At 72.4% G+C, this 20619-nt stretch carries 15 protein-coding genes; 10 read left to right on the forward strand and 5 right to left on the reverse strand.

Annotated features, from left to right (window positions below; genetic code table 11):
• Positions 1 to 24 precede the first annotated feature (24 nt).
• Positions 25 to 558: a hypothetical protein gene (locus ACXJKF_RS02285; RefSeq protein WP_456786123.1), complete on the reverse strand. Its 534-nt coding sequence runs from the start codon at positions 556 to 558 to the stop codon at positions 25 to 27.
• A gap of 138 nt (positions 559 to 696) precedes the next feature.
• Here ACXJKF_RS02285 and ACXJKF_RS02290 point away from each other — a divergent pair, with 138 nt between their 5' ends.
• Together ACXJKF_RS02290 and ACXJKF_RS02295 are read left to right on the forward strand one after the other, a co-directional pair.
• Positions 697 to 2001, forward strand: a complete 1305-nt coding sequence (locus ACXJKF_RS02290; protein ID WP_456786124.1) for an MFS transporter — start codon at positions 697 to 699, stop codon at positions 1999 to 2001.
• Positions 1998 to 3686, forward strand: a complete 1689-nt coding sequence (locus tag ACXJKF_RS02295) for a SpoIIE family protein phosphatase (RefSeq protein ID WP_456786125.1) — start codon at positions 1998 to 2000, stop codon at positions 3684 to 3686. The genes ACXJKF_RS02290 and ACXJKF_RS02295 overlap by 4 nt, the downstream gene beginning before the upstream one ends.
• On the opposite strand, the gene ACXJKF_RS02300 is transcribed toward ACXJKF_RS02295, so the two are convergent.
• The gene (locus ACXJKF_RS02300; RefSeq protein WP_456786126.1) at positions 3661 to 5148 is read right to left on the reverse strand and encodes a CCA tRNA nucleotidyltransferase; all 1488 of its coding nucleotides are present in this window, start codon (positions 5146 to 5148) and stop codon (positions 3661 to 3663) included. The two genes, ACXJKF_RS02295 and ACXJKF_RS02300, sit on opposite strands and share 26 nt — an antisense overlap.
• A gap of 258 nt (positions 5149 to 5406) precedes the next feature.
• Here ACXJKF_RS02300 and ACXJKF_RS02305 point away from each other — a divergent pair, with 258 nt between their 5' ends.
• The 8 genes from ACXJKF_RS02305 to ACXJKF_RS02340 all read left to right on the forward strand — a co-directional run bounded on the left by ACXJKF_RS02305 (position 5407) and on the right by ACXJKF_RS02340 (position 15544).
• On the forward strand, positions 5407 to 5961 hold the full coding sequence (locus tag ACXJKF_RS02305) for an NUDIX hydrolase (RefSeq protein WP_456786127.1): 555 nt from the start codon (positions 5407 to 5409) through the stop codon (positions 5959 to 5961).
• Positions 5958 to 8078, forward strand: a complete 2121-nt coding sequence (locus tag ACXJKF_RS02310; RefSeq protein ID WP_456786128.1) for a DUF6049 family protein — start codon at positions 5958 to 5960, stop codon at positions 8076 to 8078. Before ACXJKF_RS02305 ends, ACXJKF_RS02310 begins: the two co-directional genes overlap by 4 nt.
• Positions 8075 to 9721 carry a murein biosynthesis integral membrane protein MurJ gene (murJ, locus tag ACXJKF_RS02315; RefSeq protein WP_456786129.1) on the forward strand — a complete coding sequence of 549 codons (1647 nt, stop codon included), beginning with the start codon at positions 8075 to 8077 and terminating at the stop codon, positions 9719 to 9721. The genes ACXJKF_RS02310 and murJ overlap by 4 nt, the downstream gene beginning before the upstream one ends.
• 56 nt (positions 9722 to 9777) lie before the next feature.
• Positions 9778 to 11652, forward strand: a complete 1875-nt coding sequence (locus ACXJKF_RS02320; RefSeq protein ID WP_456786130.1) for a protein kinase family protein — start codon at positions 9778 to 9780, stop codon at positions 11650 to 11652.
• Positions 11653 to 11745: 93 nt separating this feature from the next.
• Complete coding sequence (trxB, locus tag ACXJKF_RS02325; RefSeq protein ID WP_456786131.1) at positions 11746 to 12741, forward strand: thioredoxin-disulfide reductase; 996 nt, start codon at positions 11746 to 11748, stop codon at positions 12739 to 12741.
• On the forward strand, positions 12741 to 13073 hold the full coding sequence (gene trxA, locus ACXJKF_RS02330) for a thioredoxin (RefSeq protein WP_456786132.1): 333 nt from the start codon (positions 12741 to 12743) through the stop codon (positions 13071 to 13073). The genes trxB and trxA overlap by 1 nt, the downstream gene beginning before the upstream one ends.
• A gap of 95 nt (positions 13074 to 13168) precedes the next feature.
• Positions 13169 to 14515 carry an aminotransferase-like domain-containing protein gene (locus tag ACXJKF_RS02335; protein ID WP_456786133.1) on the forward strand — a complete coding sequence of 449 codons (1347 nt, stop codon included), beginning with the start codon at positions 13169 to 13171 and terminating at the stop codon, positions 14513 to 14515.
• A gap of 75 nt (positions 14516 to 14590) precedes the next feature.
• Positions 14591 to 15544: a D-alanine--D-alanine ligase family protein gene (locus tag ACXJKF_RS02340; RefSeq protein WP_456786134.1), complete on the forward strand. Its 954-nt coding sequence runs from the start codon at positions 14591 to 14593 to the stop codon at positions 15542 to 15544.
• Between the two features lie 50 nt (positions 15545 to 15594).
• Here the strand turns inward: ACXJKF_RS02340 and ACXJKF_RS02345 are convergent, their stop codons facing one another.
• Genes ACXJKF_RS02345 through rsmG form a run of 3 tightly spaced genes read right to left on the reverse strand, consistent with a single transcriptional unit; the run spans position 15595 to position 19527 of the window.
• A complete protein-coding gene (locus ACXJKF_RS02345) occupies positions 15595 to 16767 on the reverse strand; it encodes a ParB/RepB/Spo0J family partition protein (RefSeq protein WP_456786136.1) in 1173 nt (390 codons plus the stop codon).
• Positions 16764 to 18863: an AAA family ATPase gene (locus ACXJKF_RS02350; RefSeq protein ID WP_456786137.1), complete on the reverse strand. Its 2100-nt coding sequence runs from the start codon at positions 18861 to 18863 to the stop codon at positions 16764 to 16766. Before ACXJKF_RS02350 ends, ACXJKF_RS02345 begins: the two co-directional genes overlap by 4 nt.
• A complete protein-coding gene (gene rsmG, locus ACXJKF_RS02355; RefSeq protein WP_456786339.1) occupies positions 18853 to 19527 on the reverse strand; it encodes a 16S rRNA (guanine(527)-N(7))-methyltransferase RsmG in 675 nt (224 codons plus the stop codon). The genes ACXJKF_RS02350 and rsmG overlap by 11 nt, the downstream gene beginning before the upstream one ends.
• Between the last annotated feature and the right edge of the window lie 1092 nt (positions 19528 to 20619).

The raw sequence follows: 20619 nt of genomic DNA on the forward strand, positions 1-20619 counted from the left end.
TGGCCGGTCGGGAAGCTGGGTGGCTCAGCACACCAGGCCCGCGGGCAGGTCGGCGAAGTCGGTGACCAGCCACACGCCGTCGATGCGCTCGACCTGCACGGCACCCGGGACGATCAGGTCGCTGTCGGCGCTCGGCACGAAGCTGGCCGGGTGCCAGTTCGTGTTGTCGACGCACGCTGAGACGACGGCGGTGTCGCCGTCGACCACGACGCTCACGTCGGAGAACGTCGGCTCTCCCTGGTACTGCATGCCGTCCTGGACGGCGGACTCCGCGTCGTTGACCTCCTGCTCGACGATCACGCCGGTCGCCACGCCCTCGAAGCGAGATCGGTCGACGTTCCCGCTCATGAGGATGACGACCGCGTCCCAGTAACCCTCGTAGGCCCGGAGGATCAGCGCCTCGTCGTCCAGCGTCGGTGTCGGGGTGGGCGACGGCGCCGCGACAGCCTCGGTCGTCGGCGCAGCGGTGGGCTCGACGGCGTCCGGAGCGCACGCCGTCAGCACGAGCATGCCCACGACGGCGATGACGGTACGACCGGCGGTCCTGCTGGCGCGCATTCTCGGCTCCACTCCTCGGTGATCGGCGTTCTCTTCGGCACAGGGTAATGAACACGGCCCGCGAGCCCGGTCGTGACCGACGACGTCGGGTGGTGCCCGACGTCCTGACGCGTGAGGACCGGGTGCAAGGATGAGCCGGTGCAGGTGATCGCCGACCTCAAGGCCCTGTGGCCTCTGCGGGACTTCCGCAAGCTGTTCGCCGTCCGGCTCGTCAGCCAGACGGCCGACGGGATGTTCCAGGTCGGGCTGGCCACGCTGTTCTTCTTCTCGCCGGAGAACGCCAGCACCGCCGCGGGCGTCGCGACCGCCTTCGCCGTGCTCCTGCTCCCGTTCACGATCGTCGGCCCGTGGGCCGGGGTGCTCCTCGACCGGTGGCGGCGCCGGCAGGTGCTGTTCGTCGGCAACCTGGTGCGCGTCGGGATCACGGTCGTCATCGCGCTCCTCATGGCCACGGACGGGATCGGCCCGGCGGTGTACGTGCTCGCTCTGGTGAACCTGTCGATCAACCGGTTCCTGCTCTCGGCGCTCAGTGCGTCGTTGCCGCGCACGGTCGACGGTCCGCTGCTGCTCACCGCGAACTCCCTGACGCCGACCCTCGGGGCTGCGGCGGCGGGCGTCGGCGGGGCGATCGGCCTGGTGCTCAGCCTGGTGCTGCCCGCCGGGCGGGGCCGGGACGCGACGGCGCTGTTCCTCGCGGCGGCGGTCATGGCCACCGCGGCCGCCCTGGCCACCCGGCTGGGCAAGGACCGGCTGGGTCCCGACGAGCGCGCCGACGCCGCCCAGCTGCGCGCCGCCCTCGGCATCCTCGCGCGCGGCCTGGTGGCCGGGGCGCGGCACCTGATCGAGCGTCGGACCCCCGCCCGGGCGCTCGGCATCATGGCCGCGCACCGGTTCCTGTACGGCGTCACGTTCATCGCGAGCATCCTCATCGCCCGCAACCTGCTGTCGGACCCGACGGACGCCGACGAGGGCCTGCGGACGTTCGGGCTGGTGCTGGGGGCGTCCGCGCTCGGGTTCGTGCTCGCCGTCGTGCTCACCCCGGTGCTGTCTCCGCGCACCGGCCCGCACGTGTGGATCGTGCTGTGCCTCGGCCTCGCCGCCCTGAGCCAGCTCCTGCTCGTCGCCTCCGCCGCCCGCACGGCCGTCCTCGTCGCCGCCTGCTTCCTCGGCCTGGCGGCCCAGGGCGCCAAGATCGCCGTCGACACGATCGTGCAGCGCGACACCGACGACGCCTTCCGCGGCCGCGCGTTCGCGCTCTACGACGTCCTCTACAACGCCGCGTTCGTCGGCGCCGCCGCGCTCGGCGCGGTCACCCTGCCCGACACCGGCTACTCCCGCGGGCTGTTCCTCGCGCTCGCCGTCGCGTACGCCGGGTTCGCCGCGCTCTACGGCTCCGCGTCCCGACGGGTGCCCACCGCCCGGCCGACCGAGGTCGCCGCGTGAGCAGCGACGACAAGGTCGTCGGGCGGCAGGACGACCTGCCGCTGAACGCGGTCCTCGGCAGCGACCTGGCGCTCTCGATCTCCGACGCCCTCCGCGACGACGACCCCCTCGTCTGGGTCAACGGCGCGTTCGCCCGGCTCACGGGCTACCCGCCCGACGAGGTCCTCGGCCGCAACTGCCGGTTCCTGCAGGGTGCCGACACGGACCCGGTCGCGGTGGCGCGCATCCACACCGCGCTCGACCAGCAGCGGGCGGTGGCCACCGTCATCCGCAACTACCGGCGTGACGGCACCCCGTTCTGGAACCAGGTGGTGATCAGCCCGGTCGTCGACGAGGCCGGCCGGGTGACCCACCACATCGGGATCCAGGTCGACGTCACCGACCGGGTGGACTCCGACCGCGCACGCGACCTCGAGATCGACGTGCCGCACGAGGCGACCGCCCGGCTGGACCTGCTGGCCCGGATCAGCGACGAGCTCGCCCAGCACCTGGAGTACGACGACGCCGTGGACGCCCTCGGCGACGTCGCCGTCCCCGCGCTGGCCACCTGGGGGTTCGTCGCCGTCACCGACGACCGTGGTCGGTTCGACCGTATCCACCTGGTCGCGGGCGACCCGGGCGACCGGGAGACGGCACGCGAGCTCGCGAACCAGGACGTCAGCTGGCTGTCCCGGGCGCCCAAGATCACCGAGGCACTCACGAGCGGACCCGACTTCGTCCCGACGCCCTACGCGGTCGACGTCGCCGGGCTGCCGGGCCGGACCACCCCCGTGCAGCTGGACCTGCTGCACCGCCTCGGACTGGGCAGCGCGATGGTGGTCCCGCTGCGAGCGCGCGACCGCGTCCTCGGCGTGCTGACCCTCGTGGCCGTCGACGGGTTCACGGCCGACGCGGTGGTCACGGCCGCGCACCTGGGTCGCCGGGCCGGGCTGGCGCTCGACAACGTCCGCCTCTTCCTCGCGGAACGGACCGCCGCCCTGACCCTGCAGCGCAGCCTGCTCCCGGAGATCCCGCAGCTTCCCGGCCTCGACATCGCCGCCGCGTACATCCCGTCCGGCCGCAGCGCCGAGGTCGGCGGCGACTGGTTCGACGTGCTCCCACTTCCCGACGGCGCCATCGGCCTCGCGGTCGGGGACGTCGTCGGGCACGACCTGCGCGCCGCCGCCGCGATGGGTCAGCTCCGGTCGCTGCTGCGGTCGTACGCGTGGGAGGGCTCGTCGCCGGGCCAGGTGCTGGGCCGCGCCGACGAGCTGGTCCGCGGCCTCGACATCGCCGACATCGCCACCTGCGCGTACCTGCGCTGGCGGTCGACGGACGACGGCGCCCACGTCACCTACGCACGCGCCGGCCACCCGCCTCCGCTGCTCCGTCTGGCCGGCGGCGAGGTCCGTCCGCTGGACGGCGGGCTGTCGACACCCATCGGGCTCGACGGCCCTGCCCGCGACGAGGCCACGATCGAGGTCCCCGTCGGCGCGACGCTCGTCCTCTACACCGACGGCCTCGTCGAGCGCCGCGACCGCGGCCTGCGCGACGGCATCGCCGCGCTCACCGCCGAGCTCAGCGCCGTTCCCGACGACTCCGACGCGGCGACCGTCCGGGACCGGCTGGTCGCCACGTTCATCGGCACGCACCAGGAGGACGACGTGTGCCTGCTCGTGGTCAGGCGCGCGCTGCCCACCACGTGAGCAGCTCGTCGCGTGCGACGTCCGGGCCCAGCGGCCCCCGCTCCATCCGCAGCTCGAGCAGGTGCTTGTAGGCCTCGCCCACCTCACGCCCCGGCGCCAGCCCGAGGATATCCATGATCTGGGTGCCGTCCAGGTCGGGGCGGATCGAGCTGAGCTCCTCCTGCTCCCGCAGGCGGGCGATCCGCTCCTCGAGGTCGTCGTACGCCGCCGACAGCCGTGCGGCCTTGCGCAGGTTCCGCGTGGTGCAGTCGGACCGCGTCAGCCGGTGCAGCCGCTCCAGCAGCGGACCGGCGTCCGTGACGTAACGACGCACCGCGGAGTCCGTCCAGCCACCCTCGCCGTACCCGTGGAACCGCAGGTGCAGCTCCGTCAGCCGCGCCACCGCCTGCACCGTGGCCTTGTCGAACCGCAGCTCCTTGAGTCGCTTGGCGACGAGCTTCGCGCCGACCATCTCGTGGTGGTGGAAGCTGACGCCGCCGCCCGCCTCGTTGCGCTTGGTCTTCGGCTTGCCGATGTCGTGGAGCAGTGCCGCGAGCCGGAGCACGAGGTCGGGACCGGGCACCGCACCGTCCGGCCCGGTCTCCAGCGCGATCGCCTTGTCGAGGACCGTCAGCGAGTGCTCGTAGACGTCCTTGTGCCGGTGGTGCTCGTCGATCTCCAGCCGCAGCGCCGGCAGCTCGGGCAGCACGTGCGCCGCCAGCCCCGTGTCGACCAGCACCTCCAGACCCGCCCGCGGCTGTGCCGAGACCAGCAGCTTGCTCAGCTCGTCGCGCACCCGCTCGGCCGAGACGATCGCGATCCGGTCCGCCATGTCCACGATCGCGGCGTGCGCGGCGGGCTCGACCGCGAAGCCCAGCTGGGCCGCGAACCTGGCGGCCCGCATCATCCGCAGCGGGTCGTCGTCGAACGACTGCCGCGGGTCCACCGGGGTCCGCAGCACCCCCGCCGCCAGGTCGGTCAGGCCGTCGAACGGGTCGACGAACGTCAGGTCCGGCACCCGGACCGCCATCGAGTTGACCGTGAAGTCGCGCCGGGACAGGTCGCCCTCCAGCGAGTCACCGAACGCGACCTGCGGCTTGCGCGACGTCGGGTCGTACTCGTCCGACCGGTACGTGGTCACCTCGACGACGACGTCGTCGGCCAGCGACGAGCGCCGGCCCGCGAACCGGCGGGCGCCGATGGTGCCGAACTCCTTGCCGATGTCCCAGTGGGCGTCCCCCCAGCGCGCCAGGATCGCCTGCGTCTCGTCCGGGGTCGCCGACGTCGCGAAGTCGAGGTCCGCCGACGCCCGGCCCAGGAACGCGTCCCGCACCGGACCACCCACCAGCGCCAGCTCGTGCCCGGCGTCCCGGAACAGCCCGCCCAGCTCCAGGGCATCGGCGGGCAGCCCCGCCAGCACGCCCAGCGCACGCTTCTGCAACGCCACCAGGGCGGCGCTCAGGTCAGGGGAGTCGGGGCTCACGGACGGATCGAGGGACGGCACTCGTCCAACCCTGCCAGATCCGGAGCGGGTGATCGGAGTGCAGCGGAGGGTGGGGGCGCGCCAGCGCACCCGCCCGCAGCGAAACGCAGACCACCCGCGACCAGAGAACCCCGAGCGGGTGGTCGGAGTGCCCCAGGGCGGGACGACCGCGAGAGACACGCCCGCGCAGACGGGGGACCCGCCGCGTGGCGACGCGTGCGGGCCGGCCGAGCGTCGCCAAGTCGTTACAGTGTCGATATGTCGAGCCCGGCGCGTCCACCCGTCCCCGGGGGCGTCCCAGCGCCACCGGGCGGTCATCCGCTGCGCATCGACCCCCGGCACAGCCTCACCCGGGTCCCCTCGGCACCGCTCCCGGTGGTCGACGAGACCTCTGCGGGCGGCATAGTCGTCAGTCGGCGCGAGGGCGTCGACCACGCCGCCGTCATCGCGCGCCGCAACCGCGCGGGCCGCCTCGAGTGGTGCCTGCCGAAGGGTCACCTCGAGGGCGACGAGACGCCCGAGGAGGCGGCCGTCCGCGAGATCGCGGAGGAGACCGGGATCACCGGCGAGGTCCTGCGCCGCCTCGGCGTCATCGACTACTGGTTCAGCGGCGACGACCGCCGCGTGCACAAGGTCGTCCACCACTTCCTGCTGGGCGCGACCGGCGGGTACCTCACCGTCGAGGGCGACCCGGACGGCGAGGCGGAGGACGCCGCGTGGATCCCCGTGGCCCAGCTGAACGGGGTGCTCGCGTACCCGAACGAACGGCGTCTCGCCGAGGCAGCACTCGTCGTGCTCGTCGGCGAGGAATGAGCGCCCGCTCGCGACGACGCCGGGTCCTCAGCGCGGCCCTGGCACTCGTCGGCGCCGTCGCGCTCGTCGTCCCCGTCAGCGGAGCCGCGATCACGCCGTCCCCGAGCCCGGACCCGGACCTGCCGGTCTCCGTCGAGGTCATCGAGGTCACTCCGACCGTCCTGCGGCCCGGCGAGGACCTGCACGTCCGCGCCGTCCTGCACAACGACAGCGACGAGGCGATCGAGAGGCCCAGCGCGGCCGTGCGGATCAGCCGGTTCCGCATCAGCGAGCGTGCCGACCTGGACGCGTGGACCACCGCGGGGACCACGGGGCTCGGCCGCACGAGGCAGGACGCGACGGCGCCGATCGCCGGACCGCTGCTGCCCGGGGGGAGCGTCGAGGTCCAGCTCGTCGTCCTCGCGGCCGACGTCGACCTGCTCGACGGCGCAGACACGTGGGGCCCTCGCGGGCTCGTGGTGGAGGCGCTCGACGGTTCGCGGCGCGTCGGCATCGAGCGCACGTTCGTCCTGTGGCTCCCGTCCGACGACGTCCCGCGCACCTCGGTCTCCGTGCTGGTGCCGGTGGTCGGCCCACCGTCGGCGCCCGCACCGGGCGGCACGGAGCCTGGCGCGGCGACCGTCGCCGGGATCGAGGAGCTGGTCCGGCCGGGCGGGCGCCTGCGGGACCTCTCCGCGGCGGTCGCCGTCGCGCCGCAGATCGGGGTCGCGGTCGACCCGGCACTGATCGCGTCCGCGTCGGCGGGCACGCCGGCGACGCAGGACTGGGCGTCCAAGCTCACGGACCAGCTCCGCGGGCACGACGTCGTCGCGCTGCCGTGGTCGGACCCGGACATCGCGGCCGCTGCGCACGCCGACCACGCGGACCTCGTCCAGGTGGCCATGGAGCGGACTGCGCAGGTCGGCATCCCGGACGTGTCGGCACCGGTGGGCGTGCTGTGGGCGCCGGGTGCAGGCCTGCCGGACCAGCGGACCGCCGCCGTGACCTCCCAGGTCGCCGCGGGCGCGCTCGTGCTGCCGCCGACCACGGACGAGGACACCGACGACACCCCGGGCGCCGTCCGGCAGGTGCAGACCGCTGACGGCCCGGTGACCGCGTTCGCGCCGGACGCCGTGCTCACGGGCCTGTTCACGGACCCGCAGGACGTCGAGTCGGGTGCGACGACCGCCACCGCCGTCCAGCGGTCCCTCGCCGAGCTCGCCGTCGTCACGCGGGAGACCGAGTCCGACCAGCCGCACCTGCTCATCGCTCCGGGGCGCGGCTGGGATCCCGACGTCACGACCGTCGCGGCGCTCACCACCGCGTTCGCCGAGGCCCCCTGGGTCCGCCTGGCACCGGTGTCCACGCTCCTGGACGCCGACGAGCCCACCACCCGCGAGACCTTGCCCGCGAGCGCCACGGACCCCGCGGAGCTGGCGCCGTCCAGCGTGCGCGCACTGGCCGACGCCCGGGCCCGGGCGGTCGCGTTCGCCGGGGTGACCAGCGAGCCGGCCGTCCTGCTCGACGGGGTCGACGAGGAGGTCCTCGCGCCGCTGTCCGTGGCGTGGCGCATCGCTCCCGAGGGGCGCGACGCCCTGGTGTCGTCGGTGGTCGCGGACGTCGACGCGCGCACGACCGGTCTGAGCATCGCCCCGGTCAGCGACCTGCTGGTGACCGCGGCGAACAGCCCGCTGTCGGTCGTCGTGCGCAACGGGCTCACGGTCCCCGCGACCGTCCTGCTCGACGTGACCCCGCGCAAGGCGTGCCTGGAGGTCGAGGAGATCGAGCCGGTGGTCGTCGAGGCGCAGAGCGAGACCAGCGTCCGCGTCCCGCTGCACGCCMGCGCCAACTGCTCGGTCGTCGTCACCGCGCAGCTCACCGCGACGGACGGCCTGCCCGTGTCCMCCGCCGTGCGGTTCACGGCCCAGGTCGCCCCGACGATCGAGAGCATCGGCACGATCGTCGTGGGCGTCCTCCTGGCGCTCGGCCTGATCCTGGGTATCGTCCGCACCGTGCGTCGCGGGCAGAGCGCCCGCCGTGGCGCCCGCACCGAGGCCGAGGCAGGGACGTCGACCTCGCTGCCCGTCCTCGGCGGCACCGCCCCCGAGGACGACACCGCCGAGCAGGAGACCAGATGACCGACGACGGAGCGCGTCGCGGCGCTGCCCTGATGGCCTCGGGTACCGCCGTGTCACGCGTGCTGGGGCTGCTGCGCGCCATGGTCATGGTCAGCKCGATCGGCGCGACCGGCCAGGCGGCGGACGCCTTCGCGGTGGCCAACAACCTGCCGAACGTGCTCTACATGCTCCTCGCCGGCGGGGTGCTGAACGCGATCCTCGTCCCCCAGGTGGTGCGCGCCTACAAGCGCAAGGCCGGCCAGGAGTACGTCGACCGGCTCCTCACGTTCGGATTCGCGACGCTGGCCGGCGCGACCGTGGTCCTCACGCTCCTCGCCCCGGTCCTCGTCACCCTGTACACGAAGTTCGGTGACCCGACCCAGCAAGCGCTCGCCACGACGTTCGCCTACTGGTGCATCCCGCAGCTGTTCTTCTACGGCGCGTACGCGTTGCTGGGCCAGGTCCTCAACGCGCGCGGGTCGTTCGGCCCGTACATGTGGGCGCCCGTGGTCAACAACGTCGTCGCGATCGTCGGCTTCGGTGTCTTCATCGTCGTGTTCGGCACGTGGGAGACCTCGGGGGTCGTCGACGCCGGTACGTGGACCACCGGCCAGGTCGTCCTGCTGGCCGGCTCCGCGACGCTCGGGGTGGTCGCGCAGGCCCTCGTCCTCCTGCCGGCCCTGCGCCGGGCGGGCGTCCACTACCGCCCGCGCTGGGGGCTGCGCGGATCGGGCCTGGGGACGGCCGGGGGCGTCGCGACGTGGACGCTCGCTGCGCTGGCGATCGGCCAGCTCGGCTTCCTCGTCGTGACCCGGGTGGCGTCGGCCGCGCCGGATGCCGCGGTCGCCGAGGGGGTGGCGCGAGCCTCCGTGGCGGGCCCCGGCGCGTACTCCGTCGCGTTCCTCATCTTCATGCTGCCGCACTCGCTGGTGACGGTGTCCCTGGCGACCGCCCTGTTCACGCGGCTCTCCGGCCAGGCGCACGACGGCGACGTCGCGGGTGTGCGGGCCACCCTCTCGTCGGGGCTGCGCGTCGTCGGGGTCTTCACGGTCTTCGCGACGGCCGCCATCGTCGTGCTCGTCCTCCCGCTGACCCGGGTCATCCTCGCCACCTCGTCCGAGGGCTCGGCCGACGCGGTGGCCACCGTGGTGCTCACGATGATCCTCGGGCTGCCCGCGTTCGGGGCGTGGTCGATGTTCCAGCGCGTGTACTACGCGTACGAGGACGCGCGCTCGATGGTGCCGATCCAGGTCGCGATGGCCGCCGTCGTCGTCCTCGGGGCCTGGGCGTCCGAGATGCTCCTGCGACCGACCCTGTGGGTCGCCGGTGCCGGTGCCGCCATGACCGTCTCCTACGTCGTCGGCGCAGGGATCGCGCAGTGGCGGCTGCGTCGTCGGCTCGGGGGGATCGACGGCGCCCGCATCCTCCGGGTCATCGCGCGTGCGACCCTCGCTGCGGTGCTGTCCGGCGCTGTCGGCTTCGGCGTGCTGCAGCTGCTGCGGCTCTGGCTGTCCACAGGTCTMGTCGCGTCGATCATCCAGTGCGCCGTCGTCGGTACCCTGATGGGCCTCACGTACGCCGCCATCCTGCGACTGCTGCGCGTGCGGGAGCTGGACAATCTGCTCCTTCCGCTGCTCCGGCGCCTTCCCGGCGGACGGCGTTGATCGTGCACGTCTAGCATGCAGGTGTTCTGGTCCGGGTTCTCGACATGGAGGTGCTGGTGAGCGAGGTCGTCGGACGGGGCACGGTGCTCGCGGGCCGCTACCGCGTGCTGTCCCCGGTGGTGTCCGACCTCGCGGGCGCCAGCGCCTGGCAGGCGACCGACCAGATCCTCGACCGCCCTGTCCGGGTACGCATCCTCGAGCACGGTGCCGTCGCACCCGCGCTCGACGCCGCCCGCCGCGCCGCCCTCGTCACCGACGCCCGCCTGGTGCGCGTGCTCGACGTCGGGACGCACGAGGGCTACGGCTACGTCGTCTCCGAGCAGCTGGTCGGGCAGTCCCTCGCGCGTCTCGTCGCGCAGGCTCCGCTGACCGCGGACCAGGCCCGGGCCGTCGTGGGCGAGGCCGCGTCCGCGCTGGAGATCGCCCGGCGCCGCGGCGTGCACCACCTGGCTCTGCGCCCGTCCGTCCTGCACGTGAGCCCGGACGGCCGCGTGCTCGTCGGGGGGCTGGCGCTCGACGCCGCCCTGCTCGGTGACGCCGGCGGTGACGCCCGCTCGACCACGCGCGCCGACGCCGTCGGCCTGGTCCGGCTCCTGTACGCCGCCCTGACCGGGCTGTGGCCGGCGGACCCGCGCGCGCCGCAGACCCCGGGCGGGGAGACGCTGCCACCCGCGCCGATCGTCAACGGCGCCCCCGTCGCACCTGCCGACCTGGTCCCCGGCGTGCCCAACGACCTGGACACGCTCTGCGTCGTGACGCTCGGACCCAACGACGACGGTCCGCACAGCCCCGGTGAGCTCGTCCGCGAGCTGGAGCCGTGGGGGGAGATCCGGGCGTCCGTGGCCGAGACGGCCACCCTCGGAGGACCCATGACCGCGCAGTTCCCCCCGACGGGTGCCGCGGCGCCCGGTGGCGGGATCCCCGTCCCTGCCGAGCACGACGACCAGGACACCGCGCCGGTGACCGTGCAGCGCCAGTCCGTCCGGACCGCGTTCGCGCAGCAGGACCCCCCGGGGGCCAACCGGCCCGGCACACCCCCTCCGGCGACGCCGAGACGCGCCACGGGACTGGGGGCGGTCCCGTCCGACACCGAGACTCCCCCCACCGGTCAGCCGGTCATCACGCCTCCGGTCTTCGCGCAGGCGGCAGCACCTCCGCCGCCCGTGGTCCCGGCGGTCGTCCGGCGGCCCGTCTCGCAGGCGGCCACACCCGCTCCGCCTCCCGAGGCGCCCATGGAGGCGTTCGGTTTCAGCGACGTCCTCGGGGCGGAGACCGAGCCGACCAGCACCCGTCGGTTCGACCCGACCGCGCTCATCCTGATCCTCGTCGTGATCGCCGTGATCGTCGGAGTCGTCCTCGCCTTCAAGGCCCTGTTCGCGTCGCTCGACCCGGGTGGGTCGTCGGCGGACCCGGAACCGTCCTCGAGCGCGTCGGCCCCCGCCGTCGCCGCCGAGCCGTCGCAGGAGCCGTCCGCACCCGAGGAGTCGGCCGCTCCCGCCGGATCCCCGCCGGTGATCGCCTCCGCCACGTCGATCGACCCGTCCGACGCCGACGGTGAGCACGAGGAGGACGTCGCCAAGGCCTTCGACGGCGACCCGTCGACGTTCTGGTACACCCAGACGTACAAGCGGGACGACTTCGCCGGGTTCAAGGACGCCGTCGGCTACGTCATCAACCTGACGCAGAAGACCACAGTCACCACGGTCACCCTGCGGTCCAACATGTCGGGCGGGAACGTCGAGATCAGGGCCACCGACGGATCGAACCCGACCGGCGGCCCCGTGCTCGCGTCGGGACCGTTCGGGCCGGAGGCGGTCTTCACGCTCGACCCGGCCACGGAGACCCAGACGCTCGTCCTGTGGATCACCCAGCTTCCGGCTGCCCCGGACGGTGGCTTCCGGGTGGAGGTCACGGAGATCGCCCTGTCCTGACGCGAGGACAGGAACAGATCCCGCCTAGGATCGGTTGATCCCGTCAGCCCCCGCCGGACCGTCTCCGGCACCTCCACCACGCAAGGACCTCACGTGACCGACCAGTCCAGCACCGTCCGCGATCTCGTCATCGTCGGATCGGGCCCTGCCGGCTACACCGCCGCGATCTACGCGGCCCGTGCCGGCCTGGCTCCCCTGGTGATCGCAGGGTCCGTGACGGCCGGCGGCGCCCTGATGAACACCACCGAGGTGGAGAACTTCCCCGGTTTCCCCGACGGGATCCAGGGTCCGGAGCTGATGGAGGGCCTGCAGAAGCAGGCCGAGAAGTTCGGTGCCGAGGTGCTGTGGGACGACGCGTCCTCGTTGGACCTCGACGGTGACATCAAGACCATCCAGACGCTCGGCGGCGAGACGTTCCAGGCGCGCGCCGTCATCCTGGCCACCGGGTCCGCGTACCGCGAGCTCGGCCTCGACGACGAGAAGCGCATGTCCGGCCGCGGCGTCTCGTGGTGCGCCACCTGCGACGGGTTCTTCTTCCGCGACCAGGAGATCATTGTCGTCGGCGGCGGTGACTCGGCCGTCGAGGAGGCCACGTTCCTGACCCGGTTCGGCAAGCGCGTCACCCTCGTGCACCGCCGTGACCACCTGCGCGCCTCCAAGATCATGGCCGACCGCGCCGCGAACGACCCGAAGATCGAGTTCGCCTGGAACAGCGAGGTCGTCGCCATCCACGGCGAGAACAAGGTCACCGGCGTGACGCTGCGGGACACGGTCACCGGCGAGACGCGCGAGCACCCCGCCACCGGCGTGTTCGTCGCCATCGGCCACGTGCCGCGCTCGGAGCTGGTCAAGGGCCAGATCGACCTCGACGAGAACGGCTACGTCCAGGTCGTCGGCCGCACCACCGCCACCAACCTGACCGGCGTCTTCGCGTGCGGCGACCTGGTCGACCACACCTACCGCCAGGCCATCACCGCTGCCGGCTCCGGCTGTGCAGCCGCCCTCGACGCCCAGAGCTTCCTGGCGTCGCTGGCCGACCTTGACCACGCTGTCCCGCCCACCGAGGGCCTGTTCTTCGAGGAGAGCTGATGAGCACCACCACCCCCGTCACCGACGAGACGTTCCAGGCCGAGGTCCTCGACTCCGAGATCCCCGTGATCGTCGACTTCTGGGCGCCGTGGTGCGGACCGTGCCGGATGGTGGCGCCCGTGCTCGAGGAGCTCGCCGCCCAGTACGAGGGCCGCGTGAAGATCGTCAAGCTCAACTCCGACGAGAACCCGAAGGTCACCGGCGACTACGGCGTCGTGTCGATCCCGACACTGAACTTCTACGCGGGCGGTGAGCTGGTGAAGTCCGTGATCGGCGCACGCCCGAAGTCGATGATCGCCGCGGACATCGAGACGGTGCTCGTCTCGGTCTGATCCCCGCTCCGAGAGCCCCCTGCCAGCGGCAGGGGGCTCTCGTGTCGGTGGGACGGTGCACCGGGCAGGCGATCTCCCGTGCGAAACTCGGGTGCATGACTCAGCATCCGGTTCCCGACGGCGAGACGTCGGGCCCCCCCACGTCCTCCGCCGCCGGCACCGGAACGCGCCTCGACCGGTGGCTCGGCTCCTACGCCGAACGCACCCACGGCATGCGCTCCTCGGAGATCCGCGCGCTGTTCGCCGTCGCCAACCGCCCCGAGGTCGTCTCGCTCGCCGGCGGCATGCCGTTCCTCGAAGGTCTGCCCCTCGACGTCCTCGGTGACCTGGCCCAGCGTGTCGTCGCCACCCGCGGCCTGCAGGCTCTGCAGTACGGCTCCGGCCAGGGGGACGAGACCCTGCGCGAGCAGATCCTCGACGTCATGGCGCTCGAAGGGATCGACGCGCACCCCGACGACGTCGTCGTCACCACCGGCTCCCAGCAGGCTCTGGACCTGGTGACCCGCATCTTCATCGACCCGGGCGACGTCGTCGTCGCGGAGGCCCCCTCGTACGTCGGCGCCCTCGGAGTGTTCCGCGCCTACCAGGCCGACGTCGTGCACGTCCCGATCGATGCCGACGGTCTGATCCCGGCCGCGCTCGAGTCGACCCTCGCCGCACTCGCCCGCGACGGACGACGGGTCAAGTTCCTCTACACCGTGCCCAACTTCCACAACCCCGCCGGTGTCTCGCTCTCCGTCGAACGCCGTCCGCAGGTCCTCGAGATCGCCCGCCGCTACGGCGTCCTGGTGCTGGAGGACAACCCCTACGGCCTGCTCGGCTTCTCCACCGAACCGGTCCCCGCCCTGCGGTCCCTCGACGACGAGGGCGTCCTCTACCTCGGGTCGTTCTCCAAGACCTTCGCGCCCGGCTACCGCGTCGGCTGGGTCGTCGCTCCGCACGCCGTCCGCGAGAAGCTCGTCCTGGCCAGCGAGTCCGCGATCCTCTGCCCGTCGAACGCCTCGCAGATCGCGATCTCCACCTACCTGTCCACCTGCGACTGGCGGGGTCAGATCAAGTCGTACCGCGAGCAGTACCGCGAGCGACGCGACGCCATGATCTCCGCACTGACCGAGCACCTTCCCGAGGCGTCGTGGAACGTTCCCGACGGCGGGTTCTACACCTGGGTCCGGCTTCCCGACGGACTCGACGCCAAGGACATGCTGCCCCGGGCCGTCACCGCTCGGGTCGCCTACGTGCCCGGTACCGCCTTCTACTTCGACGGGTCCGGCGCCGACCACATGCGGCTCTCGTTCTGCTACCCGACTCCCGAGCGCATCCGCGAGGGTGTCCGGCGGCTCGCCGGGGTCGTCGCCGGGGAGCGTGAGCTCGTCGAGCTGTTCGGCACCACCGGGTCCCGCGGTCACGAGGATGTCCAGCAGCCCGGTCCGGATGTCGCCTGACCTGCGCGTTCGCGGCAACCTCGAGGTCTGCCGGACCGACTCAGCGCCTCGTCCCCTCATCGGAGTCCACTCACCGTGAGCACCACTGCACCGTCGCCCCGCGTCGTCGTCCTCGCCGGGGGTCTCTCCCACGAGCGGGACGTCTCCCTCCGCTCAGGGCGTCGTGTCGCCGACGCCCTGAGGTCCGTCGGCGTCGACGTGTCGATCCACGACGTCGACGCCGACCTGGTGCCGGCGCTCGTCCAGCTGCAGCCGGACCWCGTGTGGCCGCTCCTGCACGGGACCTCTGGCGAGGACGGCTCCGTGCGGGACGTCGTCCAGCTGCTCGGACTGCGGCTCCTGGGCACCGGTCCGCGAGAGAGCCGGATCGCCTGGAGCAAGCCGATCGCGAAGACGGTCGCCGCCCGCGCCGGCTTCGCAACGCCCGACTTCGTGACCCTCCCGCAGTCGCTGTTCCGGGAGCTCGGCGCACGTCAGGTCCTCGACGCGATCGTCGGCACGCTCGGCCTCCCCGTCGTCGTGAAGCCTTCCCGCGGCGGGTCCGCGCTCGGTGTCACCCTCGTGACCAGCGCCGACGCCCTCCCGCAGGCGATGGTGGACTGCTTCGCGTACAGCGACACAGCGCTCGTGGAGCGCGCGGTCATCGGGACCGAGGTCGCCGTGAGCGTCGTCGACACCGGCGCCGGGCCGTTCGCGTTGCCCGCGGTCGAGATCGTCACCGAGGGTCCCTACGACTTCGACGCCCGCTACAACCCCGGGCGCACGGAGTACTTCACGCCCGCTCGGCTGTCCCCGCAGGTCGCGACGTCCGTCGCGGACCTCGCCGTCGCCGCCCACGACGCCTTCGGGCTCGAGTGCCTGTCCCGCACCGACCTGATCGTCGACGCCGACGGAACCCCCTGGTTCCTCGAGGTCAACGTCGCGCCAGGAATGACCGAGACGTCGCTCCTGCCACAGGCCGCCGAGGCCGCCGGGCTGTCGCTCGGGGACCTCTACCGATCGCTCGTCGAGGCATCACTGCGGCGCTGACCTACGCATTCGTCAATATTGTACGAATTGCCAGCTCCTCGTCGTACAGATCAGCCCTTCAGCAGGCCCGGGTCCTCCGGAGCGAGGCTCGCGAGGATACGGTTCAGGTCCTGCACCGAGGCGAACTCGACCGTGAGGCGTCCCCGCGACTTCCCGAGACTCACCTTGACGCGGGTCTCGAACCGGTCGGACAGCCGCGCTGCCAGGTGGTCCAGGGCCTCGTTCTTGACCCCTGCGCGCGGCGCAGCCCGCCGAGCGGTCGGCTCCGCGTCGCCACCGAGCGAGACGATCTCCTCGACCGCGCGGACCGACAGGCCCTCCGCGACGATCCGCTGGGCGAGCCGCTCGATGGCCGCACCGTCGCTGAGCCCCAGCAGCGCGCGAGCGTGCCCGGCGGACAGGACCCCTGCCGCCACCCGGCGCTGCACCAGCGGCGGGAGCTTCAGCAGGCGGAGCGTGTTCGAGATCTGAGGCCGCGACCTCTGGATGCGCGTCGCCAGCTGCTCGTGGGTGCAACCGAAGTCGTCGAGCAGCTGCTGGTAGGCGGCAGCCTCCTCAAGCGGGTTCAGCTCGGACCGGTGCAGGTTCTCCAGGAGCGCGTCGCGCAGCAGGTCGGAGTCGTCCGTGTCGCGGATGATCGCCGGGATGGTCGCCAGGCCGGCTGCCTGGGTAGCACGCCAGCGCCGCTCACCCATGATCAGCTCGTAGCCGTCACCCGCATCGCGCACGACGATCGGCTGGAGCACGCCGACCTCGCGGATCGAGCCGACCAGCTCCTCGAGCGCGTCCTCGTCGAACACGGTGCGCGGCTGCTTCGGGTTGGGACGGATCTCCCCCACGGGAAGCTCCGCGAACCGAGCACCAGGTACCGGAACCAGGCCGTCGACACCGGCGACCGTCTCCGAAGGCGTCGGTGCGGCAGGGGTCGGCTCGGGCGCCGTCGCGTCGGACGGCGTCCCGTTCGTGCCCGTGGCCGCCGTGGTCGTCTCGGTCGATGCCGCGGTCGACTCCGTCGCGACCGTCTCCGCCGTGGCCGGCGGTGCCTCCGTCACGGTCGCCGTGGCCACCGCTCCGGCGGAGGCGCCCGTCTCGTTGTTCTCCCGCTTCGGGTCACCGAAGAAGACGTCCGCGGGACGCTCGGCTCCGGTGGGTCGCTGCCCGTCCAGGCCTGTCGGGATGAGGGCCCCGAGGCCCCGGCCCAGACCGCGTCGCTTCTCGCTCACTGTTCCTCCTGAAGGGCGGGCGAAGCCGCCTGGTACTCGTGCTCTGCTTGGTGGGCGTCGCCATTCGTGGCCGGCCGGCCATCGACGAGATCGTCCGTGAACTCCATCGCTCCCCGCTCAGCCACCTCACGGGCGGCTTCGAGGTACGCGAGCGCGCCGGACGACCCGGCGTCGTAGGTCATCACGGTCTGGCCGTAGCTCGGCGCCTCCGAGATGCGGACCGAGCGAGGGACGGTCGTCCGGAGGGTCCGCTCCGGGAAGTGCGTGCGCACCTCGGTCGCCACCTGCTGCGCGAGGTTCGTCCGTGCGTCGTACATCGTGAGGAGAATCGTCGAGACGTGCAGGCGTGGGTTCAGGTGCGCCTGGATCAGCTGGATCGTCTTCAGCAGCTGGCTCAGGCCCTCCAGCGCGTAGTACTCGCACTGGATCGGGATGAGCACCTCACGCGCCACGACGAACGCGTTGACCGTCAGCAGCCCGAGGCTCGGCGGGCAGTCGACGAACACGTAGTCGATGCGCTCGTGCCCGTTCGACACCCGCCACTCCAGGTAGGCGTCGAGCGCGTTCCGTAGCCGGGTCTCTCGCGCGACCATCGACACCAGCTCGATCTCGGCGCCCGAGAGATCGATGGTCGCCGGGAGGCACCAGAGGTTCGGGACATCGGGACTCTCCTGCACCGCCTCAGCGAGCGGAGCCCCGTCGACCAGGACCTCGTAGATCGACGGCGTTCCGGCCCGGTGTTCGACGCCCAGCGCGGTCGATGCGTTGCCCTGCGGGTCGTTGTCGAGCACGAGGACGTTCAGTCCAGCCTGTGCCAGGGCTGCCGCGATGTTGACGGTCGTCGTCGTCTTGCCGACCCCGCCCTTCTGGTTCGCGACCGTGATGACGCGGGTCTGCGCAGGGCGCGGGAACCGACGCCCCTGGAGCTCGATCCGGCGACGGGCGTCCTGCTTCAGCTCCGCCATCAGCGGGGTGTCATCGGTCGCGACCGGCAGGCTGTCGACCAGCGCAGCACGTCGAGTCTCCTCGGGATCGAGGTCGTGTCGCGGTGTCATGGGCGCGATCGTGCCACGCTCACCGTCGACATCCGCGGCACCGCGGCCGTCGACCTGGGGCGCGCCCGATGTGACGTTGTCGTCAGTCGCCCCCGATGTCTCGTCACCACGCGACTGCTCCTCGATGTCACGTCCCTGACCCGCGTCGACACCCTGGTCATCCCATGAACCGGCGGCCACTGGTGCKGGGTCGAAGGCGTCGTCGGACGTGGGCGATGTTTCACGTGAAACTGCGGCGTCGGCGGGGGCGGCGGGCGCGCTCACCATCGGGATGTACGGCTCTCCCGCACTCACCGGCTTGCGCCCGGCCGTGCGCGGCTTGGCGCCCGAACCAGCAGGCTCCGCGGCGGAACGGGCGTCCGCGGCAGCGCCACCGTCTGACGTCAGAGCCAGGTCCGCGGCGTCGGGGCTCTGATCGACTCGCGCAGCCGTCTGGGCCCCGGTGGGCGCATCGGTCTGCGGTGCAGCCTCGGCGGCGACCGACGAGGAATCCAGTGCCGCGTCCAGCCCACGCCCATCGGTCGTGGGACCGGGCTGCGCCATCGCGGGCCGCAGAGGCGGCAGTTCGTGCGCTTGCGGTCCCCCGTCGGTCGCGGCCCCCGAAGGAGCCGCCGCTGACGGCGTCGCCGATGTCGGTACCGCTACAGGCTGAGCCATTTCCTCGGTTGCCGGCTGGGGTGACTGCCCTGCTCTGGACTGTGTCGGCTCGCCCGCACCGTGCGGTGCCGTCGCGCCAGGATGAGACTGCACCGATGCTGCCGTGTGAGGCGGTGTCGAGGACGAGGCACCTGAACGAGTCCACTCGGGCTGGTCGGCCGCCGGGCGTGGGCCGAACTGGTCGGCGGTCGGACGCGTGCCGGCCTGCTGAGCGGCCGCCAGCGATGCCGCGGCAGGTGGCGGTGGTGGCGCCGATGCGGGCGTCGGCTGCGGGGTCCACTCGTCGGGCGAGCTGGGCGCTGCTGCCCTGGCTTGGTCCGCTGCCAGGTCGGAGGCCTCGATGGCCGCCGCCTCTTCCTGTCGACGCTTCTTCCTACCGAACACCAGGCACTGCCTCCCGTACGACGCGGACCACCCTCGTCACCTCGACTCCCTCGATCGTGGGCGCATCCGTGACGGAAGCCACCCCAGCGCCRAGCTTGCGACCGATGTGCCTGGCCGCTTCGATCTCTTCTTCCGCCCTGCTCCCCTTGAGGGCGACGAGCGTGCCACCGCGCCCCAGGAGCGGGATCGCCCAGCGATACAGCTTGTCGAGGGATGCGACCGCTCGGACGGTGACGGCGTCTCCGACCAAGCTCCCGTGCTCGTCCTGCGCCCGCCCTCGTCGCACAACCACGTTCGTGAGCCCCAGGCTCTCTGCGACCTCGCTCAACCAGTCCGTGCGACGCTCCATCGGTTCAAGAAGGACGACCTGGGCCGAGGGCAGCATCGCGGCGATCACGATCCCAGGAAGTCCCGCCCCACTCCCCAGGTCGATGATGCGACCCTCCGTGGGAAGGAACGGCACCACCGCTGCTGAGTTCAGCAGGTGTCGCTCCCACAGGCGCGAGAACTCTCGCGGACCGACAAGGCCTCGAAGCTCGCCCTGATCGACGAGCAGGTCGTGGAACCCCAGGACCGCGGGCCACGCGGGACCGAAGAAGGGCGCGAGGCGAGCGTCACCATCGAGAGGGTCCGCTCGGTCGGTCGTGGCCGACTGAGCTTCCATCACCGTCCGGTCCCCCAAGTTTCACGTGAAACGAGCCGCGCATCTGTCCACACAGCGTCTCGGCGAGCCATGCCAGCGTCCGGCACTCGGCCCGCCGCGGGCCCTACCGTACCGTGCCGAGGTCCGCTGCTCCTTCCCTCCACAAGGCCTGTCGGGCGACACGTGACGTGATCTGTCGTGCACTCCACCGGGTGCCTCTGTTCCGGCGTGGTCATCGGCAGTGGACATGCTCGGCCTCGCTGGTCGTCGCACTCGCGAGAGCGCGACAGCGGGGGCACCTGATTCTCGCCCTCATGAGTGAACCCGCAGGTCACGCGCGCGGGCGTCAGGTGCGGCGGCGAACGACGAACGTTCTTGAAGGCTCCACGCACTGATCCGCGGGAGTGGATCGATCGGTGAGACGAAGGGCCGCAGTTGTCGGCCCGCGGCGTGCTTCGACTCCCATCTCGAGCTTGCGCAGACCACCGTCTCAGGGCTGGAACAGGCGCGAGCGGGAGGCTGAGCCAGCCGACCTCGCTGAGAGCGCCGTAGTCGTGGCTGAGAACCAACTCGCCCATCACCCCGTTACCAGCTCGATCGGCGCGGCAGCGTCGCTGGCCCGCAACTGAGTCGGAGTCGGAGACCGAGATGAAGACGGAGACGAGGACGGAGACAGGGCCGCCCCGGCCGCGGCGCCAGCTTCGCGCACGGAGACGACGCCAGCTTCGGCCACGGCGCCAGTTCGCCCACGGAGCCAGCTCGCCCACGGAGACGGCTGCCGCCACGGAGACGGAACGAGCCGCGCGCCCCCTATCGCCAGCTCGACCGACGCGGCAGCGTCGCTAGCCCGCCACGGCCACGGCCACGGCCACATAACCGGCTTCGCCATGGCGCCAACTTCGGCAAACGTTGACGGCTACCGCGACGGACACGGCTACCGCCACGGACACGGAACCGGCGCCCACCGTTGCGGCATCGAGTGCGCGTGTGTCGAGCACATCCACGCGGAGCTCTGCCCAACGACACACCTGCGCCCGCACCCGCACCCGGCGTTCAGCGACGGACCGTCCACGCCGCTCGAGCCAACGCAACGACGACGATGCTCAGCAACGC

The organism is Cellulomonas sp. P5_C5 (assembly GCF_054049655.1).

Bases quoted from the DNA above. Each gene is read 5' to 3' on its own strand.
- ACXJKF_RS02285 (WP_456786123.1), bottom strand. From the start codon at position 558: ATGCGCGCCAGCAGGACCGCCGGTCGTACCGTCATCGCCGTCGTGGGC.
- ACXJKF_RS02335 (WP_456786133.1), top strand. From the start codon at position 13,169: ATGACTCAGCATCCGGTTCCCGACGGCGAGACGTCGGGCCCCCCCACG.
- ACXJKF_RS02305 (WP_456786127.1), top strand. From the start codon at position 5,407: ATGTCGAGCCCGGCGCGTCCACCCGTCCCCGGGGGCGTCCCAGCGCCA.
- trxA (WP_456786132.1), top strand. From the start codon at position 12,741: ATGAGCACCACCACCCCCGTCACCGACGAGACGTTCCAGGCCGAGGTC.